The sequence below is a fragment of the Lonsdalea quercina subsp. quercina genome, from assembly GCF_000688655.1.
In the GTDB taxonomy this organism is placed as follows: Bacteria; Pseudomonadota; Gammaproteobacteria; order Enterobacterales; family Enterobacteriaceae; genus Lonsdalea; species Lonsdalea quercina.
On sequence record NZ_JIBO01000016.1, the window covers coordinates 127,160 to 148,400 of the forward strand.

The following is a 21,241-nucleotide window of genomic DNA, read 5'->3' on the forward strand; positions in this document are numbered from 1 at the left end:
TCAGCGCCTGACCGCGGCATAAGCGTTGTCGGTCAGGCGCTGAGGACGCGGGGTTAACCCAGCTGTCCGTTGGCCAGGTGCTTGATTCTGCGTTTCACTTCTTCCTGTTTGCCCGCGTTAAACGGACGCGCGTCCGGGCTGCCCAGATAGCCGCACACACGGCGGGTGACGGAAACACGGGAGGAGTCGTGGTTACCGCATTTCGGGCAGGTGAAGCCTTTGCTGGTACAGGCGAACTCGCCGGTGAAGCCGCACTCGTAGCATTCGTCGATCGGCGTGTTGGTCCCGTAATAAGGGACGCGGCTATAGCTGTAATCCCAGACGTCTTCCAACGCTTTAAGGTTGTGCTGCAGGTTGGGGTATTCGCCGTAACAGATGAAGCCGCCGTTCGCCAACGCCGGATAGGGCGCTTCGAAATTGATTTTTTCGTACGGGTTCACCTTCTTCTCGACGTCGAGATGGAAGCTATTGGTGTAATAACCTTTGTCGGTCACGCCTGGGACCACGCCGAACTCCGCGGTGTCCAGACGGCAGAAACGGTCGCACAGGTTCTCGCTCGGCGTGCTGTACAGGCTGAAACCATAGCCGGTTTCTTCTTTCCAGCGGTCGGTCGCGGCTTTCAGATGCGCGACGATCGCGACGGCCTTTTCACGCAGCGTTTCGTCGTCGAAGACGTGTTTTTCGTTGCCGAACAGCGCGTTGATGGTTTCATGCACGCCGATATAGCCGAGAGATATGGATGCGCGGCCGTTTTTAAAGATTTCAGCGATATTGTCGTCGGCTTTCAGACGTACGCCGCAGGCGCCTTCCATATAGAGGATTGGCGCGACGCGGGCTTTTACGTTTTCCAGGCGCGCCACGCGGGTCATCAGCGCTTTCTTCGCCAGCTCCAGTCGCTGGTCGAGCAGTTTCCAGAACTGAGACTCATCTCCTTTGGCTTCCAGGGCGATGCGCGGCAGGTTCAGGCTGATGACGCCGAGGTTGTTGCGGCCGTCGTGGATCTGCTCGCCGTCCTCTTCATAGACGTTGAGGAAGCTGCGGCAGCCCATCGGCGTCTTGAATGAACCAGTGACTTTAACCACCTGATCGTAGTTCAGGATATCCGGGTACATGCGTTTGCTGGCGCACTCCAGCGCCAGCTGTTTGATGTCGTAGCTCGGATCGCTCGGTTTGTGGTTGAGACCGTCGCGCACGGCGAAGACCAACTTCGGAAACACGGCGGTTTTGCGATTTTTACCCAACCCGGCGATGCGGTTACGCAGGATGGATTCCTGAATCAGGCGTGATTCCCAGCTGGTGCCCAGCCCGAAGCCGAAGGTGACGAACGGCGTCTGACCGTTGGCGGTGTGCAGCGTGTTGACTTCGTATTCCAGCGACTGGAAGGCGTCATAACACTCTTTTTCGGTGCGGCTGTGCGCATAGCGTTCGGCATCGGGGATATTCCACTCTTCCGCCACGGCCTGATGCTTCTTGTAACTGGCGGCGACGAACGGGGCCAGAATTTCGTCAATGCGGTTGATGGTGGTACCGCCGTAAATATGGCTGGCGACCTGCGCGATGATCTGGGCGGTGACCGCTGTCGCGGTGGAGATGGAGCGAGGCGGCTCAATCTCGGCATTGCCCATCTTGAAGCCCTGCGTCAGCATCCCGTTCAGGTCGATCAGCATGCAGTTGAACATCGGGAAGAACGGCGAATAATCCAGATCGTGGTAGTGGATTTCCCCACGCTCATGCGCCAGCACCACGTCGCGCGGCAGGATGTGCAACTTGGCATAGTGTTTGGCGACGATACCGGCCAGCAGGTCGCGCTGAGTCGGGATCACCTTGCTGTCTTTGTTGGCGTTCTCATTCAGCAGGGAAACGTTGCTCTGTTCGACCAGACCACGGATTTCTTGCGTCAGGCGACCCTGACGTTCGCGCGAGACGTCGCGGTCGTGGCGATATTCGATATAGGCGCGGGCAACGGGCTTGTAGTTGCTCGACATCAGCAGGTTTTCGACAGCGTCCTGAATTTCGCGGATTTCAACGCGGGAGCGGTCCCGCATCTGCTCGGTGACGGCTGCCGCCACGGTGGCGCAAAAATCGAAATCGTTAACGCCCGTAGCGCTGGCGGCTCGTTCCACCGCCTCACGGATACGAATTTCATCAAAAGGTACCTGACAGCCGTTCCGTTTAATCACCACTGGTTTCACGTTCGCGTCCTCATTAATGTCTGTGCAGTAGTTATCCACAGGCACAACCGCGTCGCGTAAGGGCTTCACGAGGTTGTGGATGATTTTGTGGATAAACGCTATATGTAGGTCTTATTGAGAGTATAGACACTATATATTGAATTTTGCCAGGCGGGATTATAGTGATTTTGATTGGGAGGTTTATCTCCAATTTCATGCTGAGGTTGATGCAGAACAAAGAAATTTCTAAACAGCTTAAATTAGAGACGAATAGCGTGATGCCTTTTTTGTAAACGTTCGACATAGAGGTGGAAACCGTCTTTAAACGCCCAAAAAGGCATTAAAAGGATAGGGTTTTGTGTCCTTTGTCAGCCGTTTTTTTAACGACTTTGTTCCAATGACGACTTCATCACGTCGCCTGGCCCTCTTGCGCACGCTTTTTGCCTTCGTCGTGGAACATGTTTCCGGGCCGATCGTGTTCTACACGGGTGATGGTATTCCGCTATTGACTGCATTTTTCCCTGGTCTGTGCGAGGGAGGAAAGGCGCGCTTTCCCGTGTGCGTTCAAACCGCAAAGGGCTTGCCGTATTACCGTCGGGAGGGGGCGCTCGGCGGCAAGGCGAAATAGATGTAAGGCGTAGAAGCTCTCCGCTTTTTAGCTATCAAGGCTTCTAGACATCTATATGACTTTTTTTGTAAGGTGGACCACCATTTTTTCAGTTTCGCTGAGTAAGGAAGGACGATGTCAGACAACGTGCTGATTCTGGACGGCGGCATGGGCCGTGAACTGGCGCGGATTGGCGCGCCTTTCCGCCAACCCGAGTGGTCGGCGTTAGCGCTGCTGGAGNCTCCGCAACATGTACGGCAAGTGCATGATAGCTATATCGCCGCCGGTTCGCAGGTGATCACGGCGAACAGCTACGCCGTCGTGCCGTTCCATCTTGGCGATGATCGGTTTTACCAGCGCGGCCATGAACTGGCTGCGCTGGCTGGAAAGCTGGCGCGTGAAGCGGCGGACGCCGCACCGCACTCCGTGCGGGTCGCCGGTTCGCTGCCTCCGGCGCTGGGCTCTTATCGTCCCGATCTATTTTCCGCCGATGCCGCTGAACCTATCTTACGGGTGTTGATCGACGCCCTTGATCCCTATGTTGACGTCTGGCTGGCTGAAACCCAGAGTTCGCTGGCGGAGGTGACGCTGGTGCGTCAACTGCTGGCGGACGACCCGCGCGAACTGTGGCTTTCCTTTACGCTACAGGACGAACTGGATGAGCAGGGCCGCGCGCGGTTGCGCTCCGGAGAGACCATCGCCGAGGCGGCCAAAGGCGCATTCGCGCTGGGCGCCGCGAACGTGCTGTTTAACTGTAGCCGCCCGGAAGTCATGGCGCCCGCCGTCGCGGAGGCCCGCGCCCAGTTAAGCGAGCAGGGCGCGACCCTCGGCATCGGCGTGTACGCTAACGCGTTTGAGCCGGAAGACAATCGCCGGGAAGCGAATGAAGGCCTCAGCCGACTGCGTGCCGATACGCATCCTGAAGGGTATCAGCAGTGGGCCGCCGAATGGGTGGCGCAGGGCGCGACGCTGGTCGGCGGTTGCTGCGGCATCGGTCCTGAACATATTGCCCGCCTGGCGCAGGCGTTGCCGCATCGGGNCTAAACCCCGACCGGCGTCTATAACGATAATAACCTCTCGCCACGCGCAGGGGACTACAGGGGAATACATCATGAATCGTCGTCACTTTATCAAGAACGCCTGCGCGCTTTCGGTGGCCACCGCCACCGCGGGCTGGCCGCTCGGCCATGCGTGGGGCGCGGATGCGACCGAAACGCCGAAGAAAGGCGGGCATTTGGTCGTCGGCGTGGATAATGCGTCCAGCACCGACCGCCTCGATCCTGCATTTTGGTTCGAAACCTACATGTATTTCGTCGGCTCCCAGCTGTTTAATAATCTGGTCGAGCTGGATGAACGCGGCGAACTCAGCCCGTCGTTGGCGGAGTCCTGGGACAGCCAAGAAGGCGGCCGCGTCTGGGTGCTGAAAATCCGGCAGGGCGTACAGTTCCATGACGGCCGCACGTTGACCGCCAAAGACGTCATCTATTCGCTGAATCATCACCGTAGCGCAGACTCCAGCTCGTCAGTCAAAGGCTATCTGGAGCCGGTCACGGCGCTGGAAGCGACCGGCACGCACGAAGTGACGATCCGCTTAAATGCGCCGAACGTGGAGTTCGTGGCGCTGCTGAGCGATGTGCATTTCGCTATCACGCCGGAGAACGAATCGTTCGATAAAGGCATCGGCACCGGCGCTTTTATTCTGGAAAGCTTCCAGCCCGGCGTGCGTACGCTGGTCAAACGCAACCCGAATCACTGGAACAGCGGGCGCGGCCACGTCGACTCGGTCGAAACGCTGGCGATGAACGACTCTACGGCCCGCGTCGCGGCGCTGGTGAGTGGCTCCGCGCATCTCATCAACCGCGTGAATCCGCGTATCGTCGGGCGCATTGAGAAGATGCCGAATCTACAGCTGCTGCGGTCGCATGATAGCCAGATCTTCACTTTCCCAGGCCTCGGCAATCTGCCGCCGTTCACCTCGCAGGACGGTCGACTGGCGCTCAAATACGCGATCGATCGCCAGCAGATCATCGACACCGTGCTGGGCGGTTATGGCACCGTCGCCAACGATAATCCGGTGTTCCCCTCCAGCCGCGACTTTGCGAAAGATATTCCGCAGCGTCCGTACGACCCGGAGAAGGCCAAATGGCACTGGCAGAAAGCCGGATTCAACGCGCCGCTGGTGCTGTCGGTCGCCGATGCGGGCTTTCCCGGCGCGGTGGATGCGGGCCAGCTCTATCAGGCCTCCGCTCAGCGAGCGGGCATTCCGTTAAAGGTGGAGCGTGTGCCTGACGATGCATTCTGGGACAATGTCTGGATGAAAAAACCGTTCGTGTCTTCCAACTGGTCTATGCGCCCGACGACGGATGCGCTGTTATCGCTGGTCTTCACCAGCACCGCGCCGTGGAATGAGTCCGGGTGGAAAGAACCGTCTTTCGACCAACTGGTGCAGGCGGCGCGCGGTGAAGTCAACGAAGACAAACGCCGTCAGATTTATCATGATATTCAGCTGATGCTGGTGGAAAAGGGCAGCGAAATCATTCCGCTGTACGCCGACTCTCTCGACGCGTGCAGTCAACGCGTGAAAGGGCTGACGGCCATTCCGGGCTTCCCGCTGAGCGGCAATCGCGCCGCAGAAAAATTGTGGCTGGCATAAGGATCGCCGGGCCGACAGGTAAAACGAGGTGAGCGTGCTTGATAGCGTAAGTACCCGCATGCCGCTGCTGACGATGATTTTGCGTCGTTTGCTGGCTGGCGGGGTGATGATCGTGGTGGTGTCGGCGCTGATTTTCGCCGGGATCCAGCTGTTGCCGGGGAATGCGGCGACCGCCATCCTGGGACAGACGGCCACGCCGGACGCCGTGAAGGCGCTCAATCTTCAGCTCGGGCTGGACCAACCGGCGTTGACGCGCTATGTCAGCTGGCTGTCGGGCATCGCCCACGGCGACTTCGGTCATAGCTTCACCAGCCGCCAGCCGGTCGGACCGGTGCTGGCCTATCGGCTTGAAAACACGCTGTTTCTGGCCGCCTGCACGTCTGCGGTGGCAGTGCCGTTGGCGCTGCTCATCGGTTTTCTATCGGTGCGTTATCAGGGCAGCTGGCTCGACCAGCTCTTGAACCTGTTTACGCGCACGGCGGTGGCGCTGCCGGAGTTTTTCTCGGGCTATCTGTTGATTCTCGTGTTCTCCATCACGCTTTATTGGCTGCCGAGCAACAGCAGCGTGAATGAGGGGATGCCGTTCGCGGACCGTTTAACCGCCGTCGCGCTGCCCGCCATGACGCTGCTGCTGGCGGTGCTGGGTCATATGAGCAACATGACGCGCGCCGCGCTGATCAGCGCCCAGAATGCCGCGTATGTCGATACCGCGCTGCTGAAAGGGCTGTCGCCTTCCCGCATCCTCTTGCGCCACGTGCTGCCCAACGCCTGGGGGCCGATCATCAACGTGATCGTGTTGAATCTGGCCTACCTGATGGTGGGCGTGGTGATTGTGGAAAACGTCTTTGTTTACCCCGGACTGGGACAATATATGGTCGACAGCATCAGCAAACGCGATATTCCGGTGATTCAGGACTGCGCGCTGGTGCTGGCCGCCATTTATATTTTGCTAAACCTGCTGGCGGACGTGGTGGCGTTGATGGCCAACCCGCGTTTACGCCACTCCCGGCCGTCGAACGGATGAGCCGGCGCGGCCCACAAGATCGTCTTGATGGTAATGGATAAGAGCACATGCCTCCTGTGAAACCTTCCGTTGTACTCGGCCTGTCAGGGCTGAGCCTGTTTATTCTGGTGGCCGTTTTCGCCCCCTGGATCGCGCCTTTCCCGGCCGATCAGGTGATCGGCGGCGCGTGGTCAGGGCCGATGGATCGCGCATGGCTGGGCACCGATAATTTGGGCCGAGACCTGTTTTCCCGATTGATTTGGGGGACGAGGACGTCGCTGACCGTGACGGCGCTGGCGGCCGCGTTGGCATTTGTTCTCGGCACGCTGCTCGGTTTTCTGGCCGGAGTGTGCGGCGGCGTGATCGATCAGGTCATCTCTCGCGTCAACGATGTGCTGATGGCGATCCCGACCCTGATCCTGGCGCTGGTGGTGCTCGCGCTGCTCCCGAAAAGCCTGTTCGTCATTATCGTCGTGCTGGGCGTGCTCGAAGCGACTCAGGTACTGCGTGTGGCGCGGGCGTTGGCGGTCGATCTGGCGACGCAGGAGTTTATTGAAGCCGCGCGGATGCGCGGCGAATCGATGCGCTGGATCCTGTGGCGGGAAATCTTGCCGAACGCGCTGACCACGCTGATCGCGGAGTTCGCACTGCGTTTTATTTTCATTCTGTTGTTCCTCTCCGCCCTGTCGTTTCTGGGGATGGGCATCCAGCCGCCGACCGCCGATTGGGGCGGGCTGGCGCGGGATAATAAAGACGGCATTCTGTTTGGCGTCTGGGCTGCGCTGGTGCCGGGCGCGGCGATCGCGCTGCTGGCGATATCGCTCAGCGTGGTGGCCGACTGGCTGCTGAGTCGCGACGGCCGTCGCTGGCAGGGAGGTCGACATGGTTGAGCTGCTGCGAGTCGAAGCATTAAAAGTGGTGGCGGGTGATAGCACGCTGGTTCAGGACATTTCGTTCTCGCTGAAAAAAGGCGAGGTGCTGGGGCTGATTGGCGAGTCCGGCGCGGGCAAGTCCACCATTGGTCAGGCGATTCTCGGTCACTGCCGCCACGGGATGCAGATTCAGGGCGGTCATATCTGGTTTCAGGGAACAGATCTGGCGGCGTTATCCGAGCGCCAGCTGCGCCGGGTGCGCGGTCCCCGCATCGCCTACGTTGCCCAGTCGGCCAGTACGGCTTTTAATCCAGCCCGCAAGATCGGCGAGCAAGTGATCGAAACGGCGGTGCGCCATCGTGTGATGTCGCGNCGACAGGCGATCGAACGGGCGATGACGCTGTTCGCTCAGCTGTCGTTGCCCGACCCGTCGAGCTTCTTCCAGCGTTATCCGCATCAGGTGTCCGGCGGGCAGTTGCAGCGGGCGATGATCGCGATGGCGATGTGCGCGGGACCGGAGCTGATTATCTTCGATGAACCGACCACGGCGCTGGACGTCACGACTCAACTTGGCGTGCTCAAAGCCATCGACGACATCATCCGTATGACCGGCGTGGCGGCACTTTACATCAGTCACGATCTGGCGGTGGTGGCGCAGCTGAGCCAGCGCATCATGGTGCTGCGCCGGGGGCGGCAGGTGGAAGTCGGCGCGACGGAGGCGATCCTGGCGCGCCCGTCGCAGGAGTACACCCGTCAGCTGTTGCAGGCGCGCGGCGAACCGAAAATGCCGCAGCCGGATGAGGGCGAGGTGCTGCTGGACATCGAGCAGTTAGAGGCGCGCTATCAGCGTCAGCCGGTGCTTCATGACATTTCGCTCCGTTTGGCGCGAGGGCGCACGCTGGCGGTGATCGGCGAGTCCGGGTCGGGCAAATCGACGCTCGGGCGCACGGTGTGCGGATTACTGGCGCCCAGTCAGGGAGATATCCGACTGCGGGGAGAAACGCTGCCTGCGACGCTGGCGAAGCGTAGCCGACGACAGCTGCAGTCCATTCAAATGATTCACCAGCACCCGGACATGGCGCTGAATCCGCGTCTCAGTGTGAGCGTGCAAATCGAGCGAGCGATGGTCTGCCTGACGGATCTTGACCCTGCCGCGCGCCGCGGGCGTGTCAATGCGTTGCTTGAGCAGGTCGGACTCTCCGCCGACATCGCACATCGTCTGCCGACGTCGCTCTCGGGCGGCCAGAAGCAGCGTGTGTGCATCGCNCGCGCGCTGGCCGCACAGCCGGAACTGATTATCTGCGATGAACCAACGTCTGCGCTGGACCCGCTGGTGGCGCGCGATGTGCTGGCGCTGTTGCGTCGCATCCAGCAGGAAACCGGCGTCTCCTACCTGTTCATCACGCATGATTTGCATGTGGTGCGGGAAGTCGCGGACAGCGTCGCGGTGTTACGTCAGGGGCGGATTGTCCGTCAGGGCCGGGTGGAAGAAGCGCTGTCTCCGCCGCTCGACGAGTATACCCGCGAGTTGCTGATCGCCGTACCGGAGATGCGCGGCGGCTGGTTGCAGGAAGTGATGGCGCAGAACGAGAGCGACGCCGATTAAGGGATGCGCGCGATTCCGCGCTGCTTTTCTGGACGGGTATGATGAATTAATACTTGGAGTTAAGATCGAAAAAGACGCGCCTTTCGGGGCGCGTCTTTTTTATTGGCGAGGAGGCGGCGCGCTTAGCGGCGAACGGCAATGGCCTCGATTTCGATCTTCACGTCTTTCGGCAGGCGAGCGACTTCCACGCAGGAGCGGGCCGGGAACGGGGCATCGTTTTCATTGAAGAAAGCTTCATAAGTCGCGTTCACCGTCGCAAAGTCGTTCAGGTCTTTGACGAATACTGTCATTTTCACCACGTCGCTCACCTTCAGACCGGCGGCTTCAACAATGGCTTTGACGTTTTCCAGCGACTGGCGTGCCTGCGCGGCGACGTCGTCAGGAACCAGACCGGTTTTAGGATCGACGGGGATCTGACCCGAGGTAAGTACCATATTGCCGAGATCGACGGCCTGAACATAAGGACCGATAGCGGCCGGAGCGTGTTCCGTACTGATAATGCGAGACATGTTTTCTCCTGATTGAGTCCGAATGCGTGCTTGCAGCATCCATTATTCCTGAAACATAACCCCATTCTACCCCGTGAGTCGCTTCACGAGGCAATAGGTTTCTGATATCCGGTCGCTCAGCGGCTGTTCAGCACCGCCTGACGTTCAAACTCTTTTTCGCAGTATTTGCACTTCAGCAGCACTTCGTCTTCATGAGATTTCACGGTGAAGGAAGAGGTGACCGGTTCGCTGTGGCTGATGCAGTTGGTGTTCGGGCAGGTCAGGATGCCGTGGACATGCTCAGGGAGTTGCGGATGCAGCTTGCGCACGACGTTGTACTGGTCGATCTGATTGACGGTTGCCTGCGGCGCGTACATCGCCAGCTGATTGGCCTGTTCTTCCGTCAGGAAAACGTTCTCGATCTTGATCAGGTCTTTGCGGCCTAGCTCGTTAGACGGCAGATTCAGACCGATGGTGATGCGCTGGTCGGTGTCGGTGAACTTGAACAGGGTGAGCAGCTTAAAGCCGATTTGCGCCGGAATGTGGTCGATCACCGTACCGCGTTTGATGGCTTCCACCTGTAATTTGTTGTCGTGAGTCATGTGTCTTCCTCTCTTACAGAACCAGTTCGCTGTTCAGCACCAGGGCCAGCAGAGCTTGACGCGCGAAAATGCCGTTGCCGGCCTGCTGGAAATAGTAGGCGTAGGGCGTGTCATCGACGTCGGTAGTGATTTCATCGATGCGTGGCAGGGGATGCAGCACTTTCAGATTCGCGCGCGCCTCGGCGAGATCCACGGCATGCAGGATGTACTGCGCTTTGATGTTGATGTATTCGGACGGGTCGAGCCGCTCTTTCTGGACGCGCGTCATGTAGAGGATATCCAGCGCCGGCACGACTTCTTCGATACTGTTATGCAGGCTATAAGGAATGTTCCGATCGTCCAGCATTTTCAAAATATAGTCCGGCATGGCCAACGCATCGGGCGCGATAAAGTAGAAGCGGTTGCCCTCGAACTTGGCCAGCGCCTGCGTCAGAGAGTGGACGGTGCGGCCGTATTTCAGATCCCCGACCATCGCGATGTTGATGTTATCCAACCGCCCCTGCGTTTCCTGAATGGTGAACAGGTCGAGCAGCGTCTGAGAAGGGTGCTGGTTGGCGCCGTCCCCGGCATTCAGGACGGGAATGCCCTGAGAGAACTCCGCTGCCAGACGAGCCGCGCCTTCCTGCGGATGGCGCATCACGATGGCGTCCACGTAGTTGCTGACCACGGAAATCGTGTCCGCCAGCGTCTCGCCTTTTTTTCCGAGCGACGTGTTGCTGCTGTCGGCGAAGCCTACCACGGAGGCGCCCAGACGGTGCATAGCGGTTTCGAACGAAAGACGGGTGCGCGTGGAAGCCTCGAAGAAGCAGCTGGCAATCACTTTATGTTTCAACAGCTCGGGCTGTGGGTTGGCTTTCAGGCTGGCGGCGACTTTCAGCGTCAGCAGCAGATCGTCCCGGCTGAGATCGTTGATTGAGATAATGTGTCTTTTATAAAGCGGATTGACCATTTGGCGATTCTCCTAACGGTTCGGCACGGTCTACAGGGTGGCGGCCTGACGCCCTTTTCGACAGACAAAAAAAAGCCCCTCAACGAGGGGCTTTTTTCAATGAAACAGGATGTACAGGGAGAAAAAACGCGGCGTGGCTGCCAGAAGGCAGTTGCGGTTGATGACCGACAAAGATGGCTGCGTTGTACATGGTTCCTCCCGGCAAACTGCCCGGAATTATACGCGCGGAAGAGGTGATTTCAAGCGAAAAACGCAGCTTTTGCCTGTCAGCAATCGGTTGCGAATGGATTGTGCTCCACTGCCGTCGACGGACCGATTATGGGGCCGGGACGACAGTGAAACGATGCGCTACAGGCTGGGACTCAGAGTGGCGACCATCACGGCTTTAATCGTGTGCATCCGGTTTTCCGCCTGATCGAACACAATGCTGTGTCTGGACTCGAATACCTCATCGGTGACTTCCATGCCGCCGTGCAACCCGTACTGTTCGGCCATCTGCTTGCCGATAGCCGTTTGGTCGTCATGAAAGGCGGGCAGGCAGTGCAGGAATTTAACCTGCGGATTGCCCGATGCTGCGATCATGGCCATATTGACCTGATAGGGTTTTAGCAAATCGATGCGCTGCGCCCACACGTCTTTGGGTTCTCCCATGGAGACCCACACGTCGGTATAGATGAAATCGACGTCTTTGACGCCCATCGCAATGTCTTCCGTCAGTGTGATGCTGCCGCCGGTTTTCTCTGCTGCGGCCTGACATTCCGCGACCAGACCCGTTTCCGGCCAGCAGCTTTTCGGGGCGATCAGACGCAGATCCAGTCCGGTTAACGCTGCCGCTTCCAGCATGGTGTTACCCATATTGTTACGGGCATCGCCGACGTAGGCCAGCTTCAGCCCGGACAGCGGGCGGCCAGGCGTGTGCTCCTGCATCGTCAGCAGGTCCGCCAGCAGCTGGGTGGGATGAAATTCATCGGTTAACCCGTTCCATACGGGGACGCCGGACAGCTCCGCCAGCGTTTCGACTCGCGCCTGACCATAGCCACGGTACTGAATACCGTCGTACATCCGTCCCAGCACGCGCGCCGTATCCTTCATGGACTCCTTATGACCAATCTGGCTGCCGCTTGGGGCCAGATAGGTGACCTGCGCACCCTGATCGTACGCAGCAACTTCGAAAGAGCAGCGAGTGCGGGTCGAATCTTTTTCGAAGATGAGTGCGATGTTTTTCCCTTGCAGGTGACGGGTTTCTGCCCCCTTTTTTTTGTCTGATTTCAGTTTTGCTGACAGGGATAACAGGCTGCTGATTTCTGCTGGCGTAAAATCCATGAGTCTCAAAAAATGACGTTTGTAGAACGGGTTCATTGTGCTTATCTCCGTGCGGACAATCCTTGTGATTGAATTAAAATTCACTTTATATGTGTAAATATTCAATTTCAAGTGCCAGGGTCAAACTTTGTGGTGGAGCCGGGTGCGGGGCTGTGGGACAATGCGACGATATCTCGCCGATTAATGAGGACTGAGTCATGGTAAACCGTGAATTGTTGGAAGAGCAGCGTGAAGAAACGCGGCTGATTATTGAAGAGTTGCTGGAGGATGGCAGCGATCCTGACGCGGTCTACACTATCGAGCATCACTTCTCCGCCGAGAAGTTCGAAGACCTGGAAAAGGTGGCGGTTGACGCCTTCAAGCTGGGCTACGAAGTCACGGATGCGGAAGAGCTGGAAGTTGAAGAAGGCTTGCTGCTGATGTGCTGCGACGTGATCAGCGAAGTGTCGCTCAAAGCCGAAATCATCGACGGCCAGGTCGAACAGCTGCTGGCATTGGCCGAGCGTCATGAGATCAATTACGATGGCTGGGGCACTTACTTCGAAGACCCGAACGGCTCTGACGAAGATGATGAAGGCGAAGGTGAATTTTACGACGAGGATGATGACGGCAAGCGTCACTAATTCTTCGATCTCTGCGAGGCCCTCTTCTCCGGGCCTCGCGATGTTGCCGGCGGCGTCACCGCCGTCAGCCATTTCTTACAGCGGCTTCATCATTCTCACTTCACAGNCCACATGACCGGTGCTCCCTAAGGCATAGGGAATTTGGCGAAATCCCAACTTTTCATAGAGCCGAATGGCGCTGGTAAGGTGGCCGGTCGTCTCCAGATAGCAGCGGCTAAAGCCGTGCTGACGGCCAAATTCCAGGGCTTGCTGTGCAAGCTGTCTGGCGAGCCCCCGTCCACGCGCCACCGGTAAAAAATACATCTTTTGTAGCTCGCAAATATCCGCATCTCCTCCTGACAGCGGGGCCACGCCGCCGCCGCCAACCACTTCGCCGCCGCACTCCACCNCCCAATAAGCACACTGCGGGCGGTCGTACAGTTGGAACAGCGAGTCCAGATCGGGATCGGCGATGGTGTAGCCTTTGTCCGCCGTCAACCCGAACTCAGCCGACACGCGGCGGATCACGCCAGCCATCGCGGCGTTGTCGGCCGCAGTGATGGGGCGAATCAAAAGTTGAACGGGAGTTGCGATTGTCATGGTGCTTCAATGCTCGCTTTTCAGTTTACCGTCGTGGCCAAATGAGGAAAGTGGATACACTGACTGTAATAACACTTTATTCGGCTCGAATGCAATCGTCGCAGCCGTCCGTACACAGGCTGGCTGCGACGATTGTATAAGGGATTGCGTTATGCGTTTCGATATCCGACAAACGGACTGTAGAGGTATTGTTTAAAGGGGGACGCAATGCAATAAAAAGGGAGATCTGGACGATCTCCCTTTTTGTCGACCGCGAGCAGATCGCACGGGGTCGAAGATGATTTTGCTTACAGCGCGGCGATGGTTGCCTGCTGCTCCAGCAACTTCGCTTTCGCGTCAGCGTAGTGGGTCAGCTTCTCGCGCTCTTTGGCGACGACCGCTTCCGGGGCGCGCGCCACAAAACCTTCATTCGCCAGTTTGCTTTCGATACGCGAGATCTCGCCATCGATCTTCGCGACCTCTTTCGCTAAGCGATCCAGCTCGCTGACCTTGTCGATCAGACCGGCCATCGGGATCAGCAGCTCGGCGCCGTCCACCAGCTTGGCGACGGAAACCGGGCCTTTATCGCCGGCAGGCAGGACGTCGATGCTCTCTAGTCGCGCCAGCGTTTTGATGAAGCTGAGGTTCTCTGCTACCCGGCGCTGCGCGTCGGCGTTGCTGTCGCGCAGCAGCATTTCCAACGGTTTGCTGGGAGCAATATTCATCTCGGCGCGAATGTTACGCACGGCGATAATGGTTTGTTTAATCCACTCCAGATCGTGCAGCGCCTGACTGTCTTCCAGCGCGACATCGAAGGCCGGGAACGGCTGCAGCATGATGGTATCGGCATCGATGCCTTTCAGCGTTTTCACGCGCTGCCAGATCGTTTCCGTGATGAACGGAATAATCGGGTGCGCCAGACGCAGCAGCGCTTCCAGCACCTGTACCAACGTGTGACGGGTGCCGCGAAGTTCCGCTTCGCTGCCGCCGTTCATGACCGGCTTGGCCAGTTCCAGATACCAGTCGCAGAACTGGTTCCAGGTGAACTCATAGAGGATGTTGGCCGCGAGATCGAAGCGGTAGCTGTCGAGCGCCTCACGGTAGGCTTTCACCGTGCGATTGAATTCAGCCAGAATCCAGCGGTCGGCCAGAGACAGGACACGTTCGCCGCCTTGCATACCGCAATCCTGTCCTTCGGTGTTCATCAGGACGAAACGGCTGGCGTTCCACAGCTTGTTACAGAAGTTGCGATAGCCTTCCAGGCGCTTCATGTCCCAGTTGATGTCGCGACCCGTGGAGGCCAGCGCCGCCAGCGTGAAGCGCAGGGCGTCGGTACCGTGCGGTTCGATACCGTTCGGGAACTGCTTCTCTGTGCGCTTGCGGATTTTTTCCGCCAGCTGCGGCTGCATCATATTGCCGGTACGTTTTTCCAGCAGCGCTTCCAGAGAGATGCCGTCGACCATATCCAGCGGGTCGATGACGTTACCCTTGGATTTGGACATTTTCTGGCCTTCGTCATCACGAATCAGACCGGTCATGTAGACGGTGTTGAACGGCACCTGCGGCTGGCCGTTTTCATCTTTGATGAAATGCATCGTCAGCATAATCATGCGGGCGATCCAGAAGAAAATGATGTCGAAGCCGCTGACCATCACGCTGCTTGGATGGAACGCTTTCAGCTCTGGCGTCTGTTCCGGCCAACCCAGCGTGGAGAAGGTCCACAGCCCGGAGGAGAACCAGGTGTCCAGCACGTCTTCGTCCTGAGTCAGCGCGACATCCTCCGCCAGATGGTTTTCGCGGCGCACTTCGGCTTCATCGCGGCCGACGTAGACGTTGCCGTTGGCATCGTACCAGGCCGGAATACGGTGGCCCCACCACAACTGACGGGAGATACACCAGTCCTGGATATCGCGCATCCAGCTGAAGTACATGTTTTCATACTGCTTCGGTACGAACTGGATACGACCCTCTTCCACGGCTTCCACCGCCTGTTTGGCCAGCGGCGCCGTGCGGACGTACCACTGGTCGGTCAGCATCGGTTCGATCACCACGCCGCCGCGGTCGCCGTAAGGCACCGTCAGGTCATGCGCTTTGATCTCTTCCAGCAGGCCCAATTCGTCGAAAGCGGCCACGGTCGCTTTGCGCGCGGCAAAGCGTTCCATGCCGCGGAAGGCTTCCGGGATGGTGCCGTCATAGACATCGGAGGCATTACCGTTGGTGTCGAACACTTCCGCCTGCTCACGGATATCGCCGTCGAAGGTCAGGATGTTGATCATGGGCAGCGCGTGACGTTTACCGACTTCATAGTCGTTGAAGTCGTGGGCTGGCGNGATTTTTACGCAGCCAGTGCCTTTTTCCATGTCGGCATGTTCGTCCGCGAGGATAGGGATGCGGCGGCCGATCAGCGGCAGAATGACGTCTTTGCCGATCAGATCTTTATAGCGAGGATCTTCCGGGTTTACCGCCACGCCGGTATCACCCAATACGGTCTCGGGACGGGTGGTGGCGACGATCAGATAGTCTTTGCCTTCCGCCGTTTTGGCGCCGTCGGCCAGCGGGTAACGCAGGTGCCACATGGAGCCTTTGACGTCGCGGTTCTCCACTTCCAGATCGGAGATGGCGGTGCGCAGTTTCGGATCCCAGTTCACCAGGCGTTTGCCGCGATAGATCAGATCTTCTTTGTAAAGGCGGACGAAGACTTCCTTCACGGCGTCGGACAGGCCTTTATCCATGGTGAAGCGTTCGCGCTCCCAGTCCACGGAGTTGCCCAGACGTCGCATCTGGCGCGTGATGGTGCCGCCGGATTCTTCTTTCCACTGCCAGATTTTGTCGATGAAGGCTTCGCGGCCGTAATCGTGGCGCGTTTTGCCTTCTTCNGCGGCGATTTTACGCTCAACCACCATCTGCGTGGCGATACCGGCATGGTCGGTCCCCGCTTGCCACAGCGTATTTTTGCCCTGCATGCGCTGATAGCGGATCAGAGTATCCATAATGGTTTGTTGAAAAGCATGNCCCATGTGCAGGCTGCCGGTGACGTTGGGCGGCGGAATCATGATGCTGAAGCTTTCTTGCTCGGTATCGCCGTTTGGCTTGAAGTAGCCTTGTTTTTCCCAGTGCTCGTAAAGCGGCTGCTCTATATCGTGCGGGTTGTATGTCTTTTCCATTATGCTCAAAATTCAGTGGGTTGGCGGTGTAGCCGTGGTCAATCGGAAGCCGACGCTGCGATAGGCTTTATAGCGGTCGCGCGCCAACTGTTTCAGGGATTCTTCGTAAGGGACAAAGTCTATCACTTCATGGAAAGCGGTGGCAAAATCTGCGAACTGCGGTTGCAGGTTGATCAAGACCTCGCGCGGCGCGTTGCCTCGCTTGTGGGGCCAGGCCAACTCGACAGCAGCCCCCTGACGCGGACCTTCCCCCGCCAGGTTGTGCGGCACGAAGGNGTGTGGCGGACGCTGCCACAAGGCTTCATCCAGCCGCTGCGCCTGCGCCTCGTCTTCACAGGCAACGAGCACCCGTTTGCCCGCTCGCCACAGTGTGGCGGCCAGCTCGCAGGTCAGTGCTTCCACCGCGTTAAGTTCTCCGCTTTGGTCTTCTGTTTCGAGAAGATAGAACGTTGCGTTTTTCATGATTACCTAAATTTCCGTCGCTGGTTTCTGACTGGAGCGGGTAGACAAGGCTTGCGTTAAACNCAGATTCCCGCCTGCGCGGGAATCGCCTAAGTGTCGTGATGCGCCGGATGCACTGTCAGCGCGGGTAGGTACCCTTACTCGACGTCGTTCAGACCGGCACGGTTGAGTAAGAACTGTGACAACAGCGCCACCGGACGGCCCGTCGCACCTTTGGCTTTGCCGGAACGCCAAGCGGTACCGGCGATGTCCAGGTGCGCCCAGCTGTATTTACGCGTGAAGCGAGACAGGAAACAGGCCGCCGTAATGGCGCCGCCGGGACGACCGCCGATGTTCGCCATATCGGCGAAATTGGACTCCAGCTGTTCCTGATATTCGTCCTGCATCGGCAAGCGCCATGCCCGGTCGCCAGCCTGTTCTGAAGCGCCCAGTAGCTCATGCGCCAGCGGATTGTGATTGGACATCAGGCCGGTGATGTGGTGACCCAGCGCAATCACGCAGGCGCCGGTGAGCGTGGCGATATCGATAACCACATCCGGTTCGTAACGTTCGACGTAGGTCAGGGCGTCGCACAAGACCAGTCGGCCTTCCGCATCGGTATTCAGGACTTCCACCGTCTGACCTGACATGGTGGTCAGGATATCGCCCGGCCGGTAAGCGCGCCCGTCGACCATGTTCTCACAGCCCGCCAGTACGCCGATGATGTTCAGCGGCAGTTCCAGCTCCGCCGCCATCCGCATGACGCCATATACCGTGGCGGCGCCGCACATGTCGTATTTCATTTCGTCCATGCTGTCGGCGGGNTTGATGGAGATGCCGCCGGAGTCGAACGTCAGTCCTTTGCCGACCAGCACGATGGGTTTAGCGTCGGCGTCGGGGTTGCCTTTATATTCAATCACCGACATCAGCGACTCGTTTTGAGAGCCTTGTCCCACGGCTAGATAGGCGTTCATCCCCAGCTCTTTCATCTGCTGTTCGCCGATGACGCGGGTGGTGACGTGGCCGTAGGCGTCAGCCAACTGACGGGCTTGCGATGCCAGATAGGCGGCGTTGCAGATATTAGGCGGCATGTTGCCGAGGTCTTTGGCGGCTTTGATGCCGGAGGCAATCGCCAGACCGTGCTGAATGGCGCGTTCGCCGGAGGTGAGCTCGCGGCGGGTCGGGACGTTGAAGACCATTTTGCGCAGTGGACGGCGCGGTTCCACCTTGTTGGTTTTCAGTTGATCGAACGTGTACAGCGTCTCTTTCGCTGTTTCAACGGCCTGACGCACTTTCCAATAAGNGTTACGACCTTTTACATGCAGCTCGGTCAGGAAGCAGACGGCTTCCATAGAGCCGGTATCGTTAAGGGCGTTGATGGTGCGCTGGACCACCTGCTTGTACTGGCGCTCGTCGAGCTCGCGCTCCTTTCCGCAACCGATCAGCAGGATGCGCTCGGAAAGAATGTTCGGTACATGGTGCAGGAGCAATGATTGGCCGACTTTGCCTTCCAGCTCGCCACGGCGCAGCAGGGCGCTGATGTAGCCGTCACTGATTTTATCCAGTTGTTCGGCGATAGGTGACAGACGACGCGGTTCGAATACACCGACGACAATGCAGGCACTGCGCTGTTTTTCCGGGCTACCGCTTTTTACGCTGAACTCCATGTACTCTCCTGAATCTTTAAAGACAACAGCGGGTGCTACGGTTAGAATGTGGCACTCCGTAATACTTTCCCGCCGTCGCGTTAACATAACCTGTGTTAATCTGAACGACGTAGCGAATCTGTAATAAGGCTTTGCAGGTTCTGATAGCACATCCCGAACGCAGGATGTTGTAATACCGGTTTAGCTACGAGAAGGTTGCCACAAATGAGTATAAATGGCGAGTTAGCGAAAAAACTATCGACTTTCCTGCAAAAAGACAAGTTTTCACAGGCGTATTGAGCGTGATCATCATTCGATATCTGGTACGGGAAACCTTTAAAAGCCAGCTGGCTATCCTGTTTATTCTGCTGCTGATTTTTTTCTGTCAGAAATTAGTGCGAATACTGGGCGCGGCGGTGGACGGTGACATCCCGACTAATCTGGTTTTATCCCTATTGGGGCTGGGCGTGCCGGAAATGGCGCAGCTTATTTTGCCGTTGAGCCTGTTTCTCGGGTTGCTGATGACCTTTGGGCGACTGTATGCCGAAAGTGAAATCACCGTGATGCACGCATGCGGACTGAGCAGAAACGTGCTGCTGAAGTCTGCGGCCTGGCTGGCGTTAGCGACAGCCGTGGTGGCGACGGTCAACGTGCTGTGGCTCAGCCCCTGGTCGTCGCGGCATCAGGACGAGGTGCTGGCCGAGGCCAGAGCGAATCCTGGTATGGCTACGTTGGCGGAAGGGCAGTTCCAGCAGTCTCAGGACGGCAATTCAGTGTTATTCGTGGGTAACGTCAGCGGCAAGGAGTTCGAACACGTATTCCTGGCTCAGATGCGTCCACGTGACAACGCGCGGCCTTCCGTGGTGGTGGCCGATCACGGCACTGTCTCACAGGGCGACGACGGTTCGCAGATAGTGACGTTGAATAAAGGCACTCGCTATGAAGGGACGGCCATGATGCGTGACTTCCGCATCACGGACTTCTCGGACTATCAAGCGTTGATAGGACATCAGGCGGTCACGGTCGACCCTAACAACGTTGAGCAGATGGATATGAGGTCGCTGTGGCGTTCCGATGATATCGGCGCTCGTGCCGAGTTTCACTGGCGCCTGACGCTGATCTTGTCTGTACTGGTGATGGCGATTATCGTCGTACCGCTTAGCGTGGTGAATCCTCGCCAGGGTCGCGTGCTGAGCATGTTGCCTGCCATGTTGCTCTATCTGATTTTCTTTCTGCTGCAGACTTCGCTGCGATCTAATGCCGGTAAGGGCAAGCTCGATCCGCTGGTATGGATGTGGCTCACCAATGCGGTTTATGTGGCGATTGCCGTAGCGCTCAACCTGTGGGACAGCGTTCCATTGCGTAAACTGAGATACCGCCTGACACAAAGAGGAGCGGCCTGATGTTTGGNGTTTTAGACCGCTATATCGGTAGAACTATTTTCAATACCATCATGATGACGCTGTTCATGCTGGTATCGCTATCCGGCATCATCAAATTTGTCGAGCAGCTGCGTAAAGTCGGGCAGGGCGGTTATTCGGCCTTGGGCGCGGGGTTCTATACCTTGCTTAGCGTTCCGAAAGATATTGAAACGTTTTTCCCGATGGCGGCGCTGTTAGGCGCACTGCTGGGATTGGGAACGCTGGCGACGCGCAGCGAACTGGTCGTCATGCAAGCTTCCGGCTTTTCCCGCCTGCAGATTGCAGGTGCGGTCATGAAGACGGCTATCCCGCTAGTGCTGCTGACTATGGCTATCGGCGAGTGGGTGGCGCCGCAGGGCGAACAGATGGCGCGTAATTTCCGTTCGCAGATGATGTTCGGCGGTTCGATGCTGTCTACCCAGAACGGGATGTGGGCCAAAGATGGAGCTGATTTCGTTTTCATTCAGCGCGTTGTGGGCGAGAAAGAGCTGGCGGGCGTGAGTATTTATCACTTCGATTACGACCGTAAGCTGCTGTCGGTCCGTTATGCGGCCTCTGCCNCCTTTGACGGCGGCGTATGGAAACTGTCGCAGGTCGATACGNCTGAACTGACCGACAGCAAAAAGATCGGCGGCAGCCAGACCTTGAGCGGTGAATGGCATACGAGCCTGACGCCCGACAAGCTGGGCGTGGTGGCGCTGGAACCCAGCGCGCTTTCCATCAGCGGCCTGCATAATTACATTAGTTACCTGAAGCAGAGCGGACAAGAGTCGGGCCGTTACCAGCTCAATATGTGGAGCAAAATCTTTTCTCCGCTATCGGTGGCGGTGATGATGCTGATGGCGCTGTCGTTTATTTTCGGCCCGTTGAGAAACGTGCCAGCGGGTATGCGTATCGTCATTGGTATCAGCTTCGGCTTCCTGTTTTACGTGCTGGACCAGATCTTTGGTCCGTTGAGCCTGGTGTACCATATGCCGCCAGTGTTGGGGGCTTTGCTCCCGAGCCTCCTGTTCCTGACCATCAGTGTGATGCTACTGCTGAAACGGCGCTAGACGTTCTCAGTTGTTGATTTAAACGGGCCTGTTGGCCCGTTGTCTTTTGTAACGAATCATCG

The 21,241-nt window shown here is 57.9% G+C and carries 18 protein-coding genes; 9 read left to right on the forward strand and 9 right to left on the reverse strand.

What is annotated here, in order from left to right:
- Positions 1-53: 53 nt before the first annotated feature.
- Positions 54-2,192, reverse strand: a complete 2,139-nt coding sequence (nrdD, locus tag RZ35_RS15065; protein ID WP_026744072.1) for an anaerobic ribonucleoside-triphosphate reductase — start codon at positions 2,190-2,192, stop codon at positions 54-56.
- 337 nt (positions 2,193-2,529) lie between these two features.
- On the opposite strand from nrdD, the gene RZ35_RS15070 reads away from it, so the two are divergent.
- From RZ35_RS15070 to RZ35_RS15095, 6 genes are all read left to right on the forward strand, one after another.
- Complete coding sequence (locus RZ35_RS15070) at positions 2,530-2,799, forward strand: hypothetical protein (protein WP_026744073.1); 270 nt, start codon at positions 2,530-2,532, stop codon at positions 2,797-2,799.
- A 114-nt stretch (positions 2,800-2,913) separates the two neighbouring features.
- Positions 2,914-3,822: a homocysteine S-methyltransferase family protein gene (locus tag RZ35_RS15075; protein WP_026744074.1), complete on the forward strand. Its 909-nt coding sequence runs from the start codon at positions 2,914-2,916 to the stop codon at positions 3,820-3,822.
- 67 nt (positions 3,823-3,889) lie between these two features.
- Positions 3,890-5,431, forward strand: coding sequence for an ABC transporter substrate-binding protein (locus tag RZ35_RS15080; protein ID WP_026744075.1), 1,542 nt, complete (start codon positions 3,890-3,892; stop codon positions 5,429-5,431).
- Between the two features lie 58 nt (positions 5,432-5,489).
- On the forward strand, positions 5,490-6,455 hold the full coding sequence (locus RZ35_RS15085; protein WP_051625594.1) for an ABC transporter permease: 966 nt from the start codon (positions 5,490-5,492) through the stop codon (positions 6,453-6,455).
- Between the two features lie 47 nt (positions 6,456-6,502).
- On the forward strand, positions 6,503-7,324 hold the full coding sequence (locus RZ35_RS15090; protein ID WP_026744077.1) for an ABC transporter permease: 822 nt from the start codon (positions 6,503-6,505) through the stop codon (positions 7,322-7,324).
- Positions 7,317-8,912, forward strand: a complete 1,596-nt coding sequence (locus RZ35_RS15095; RefSeq protein WP_026744078.1) for an ABC transporter ATP-binding protein — start codon at positions 7,317-7,319, stop codon at positions 8,910-8,912. Before RZ35_RS15090 ends, RZ35_RS15095 begins: the two co-directional genes overlap by 8 nt.
- 122 nt (positions 8,913-9,034) lie before the next feature.
- Here RZ35_RS15095 and ridA read toward each other — a convergent pair whose 3' ends face one another.
- The 4 genes from ridA to argF all read right to left on the reverse strand — a co-directional run bounded on the left by ridA (position 9,035) and on the right by argF (position 12,310).
- Entirely contained in the window at positions 9,035-9,421 is a 387-nt protein-coding gene (gene ridA / locus RZ35_RS15100) for a 2-iminobutanoate/2-iminopropanoate deaminase (protein ID WP_026744079.1), read from the reverse strand.
- A gap of 116 nt (positions 9,422-9,537) precedes the next feature.
- Positions 9,538-10,002 (reverse strand): aspartate carbamoyltransferase regulatory subunit, encoded by a 465-nt coding sequence (gene pyrI / locus RZ35_RS15105; protein WP_026744080.1) that lies wholly within the window; start codon positions 10,000-10,002, stop codon positions 9,538-9,540.
- 13 nt (positions 10,003-10,015) lie between these two features.
- On the reverse strand, positions 10,016-10,951 hold the full coding sequence (gene pyrB, locus RZ35_RS15110) for an aspartate carbamoyltransferase (protein WP_026744081.1): 936 nt from the start codon (positions 10,949-10,951) through the stop codon (positions 10,016-10,018).
- A 348-nt stretch (positions 10,952-11,299) separates the two neighbouring features.
- Entirely contained in the window at positions 11,300-12,310 is a 1,011-nt protein-coding gene (argF, locus tag RZ35_RS15115; protein WP_026744082.1) for an ornithine carbamoyltransferase, read from the reverse strand.
- A 161-nt stretch (positions 12,311-12,471) separates the two neighbouring features.
- On the opposite strand from argF, the gene rraB reads away from it, so the two are divergent.
- A complete protein-coding gene (gene rraB, locus RZ35_RS15120) occupies positions 12,472-12,897 on the forward strand; it encodes a ribonuclease E inhibitor RraB (RefSeq protein ID WP_026744083.1) in 426 nt (141 codons plus the stop codon).
- Between the two features lie 75 nt (positions 12,898-12,972).
- Here the strand turns inward: rraB and RZ35_RS15125 are convergent, their stop codons facing one another.
- The 4 genes from RZ35_RS15125 to pepA all read right to left on the reverse strand — a co-directional run bounded on the left by RZ35_RS15125 (position 12,973) and on the right by pepA (position 18,727).
- On the reverse strand, positions 12,973-13,476 hold the full coding sequence (locus RZ35_RS15125) for a GNAT family N-acetyltransferase (protein ID WP_026744084.1): 504 nt from the start codon (positions 13,474-13,476) through the stop codon (positions 12,973-12,975).
- Positions 13,477-13,763: 287 nt separating this feature from the next.
- A complete protein-coding gene (locus RZ35_RS15130; RefSeq protein ID WP_026744085.1) occupies positions 13,764-16,619 on the reverse strand; it encodes a valine--tRNA ligase in 2,856 nt (951 codons plus the stop codon).
- A 12-nt stretch (positions 16,620-16,631) separates the two neighbouring features.
- The gene (locus tag RZ35_RS15135) at positions 16,632-17,081 is read right to left on the reverse strand and encodes a DNA polymerase III subunit chi (RefSeq protein ID WP_026744086.1); all 450 of its coding nucleotides are present in this window, start codon (positions 17,079-17,081) and stop codon (positions 16,632-16,634) included.
- Between the two features lie 137 nt (positions 17,082-17,218).
- On the reverse strand, positions 17,219-18,727 hold the full coding sequence (pepA, locus tag RZ35_RS15140; RefSeq protein WP_026744087.1) for a leucyl aminopeptidase: 1,509 nt from the start codon (positions 18,725-18,727) through the stop codon (positions 17,219-17,221).
- 281 nt (positions 18,728-19,008) lie between these two features.
- Between pepA and lptF the strand changes: the two genes are divergently transcribed.
- Positions 19,009-20,109 carry an LPS export ABC transporter permease LptF gene (gene lptF / locus RZ35_RS15145; RefSeq protein WP_026744088.1) on the forward strand — a complete coding sequence of 367 codons (1,101 nt, stop codon included), beginning with the start codon at positions 19,009-19,011 and terminating at the stop codon, positions 20,107-20,109.
- Complete coding sequence (gene lptG / locus RZ35_RS15150; RefSeq protein ID WP_026744089.1) at positions 20,109-21,179, forward strand: LPS export ABC transporter permease LptG; 1,071 nt, start codon at positions 20,109-20,111, stop codon at positions 21,177-21,179. The genes lptF and lptG overlap by 1 nt, the downstream gene beginning before the upstream one ends.
- The last annotated feature ends 62 nt before the right edge of the window (positions 21,180-21,241 follow it).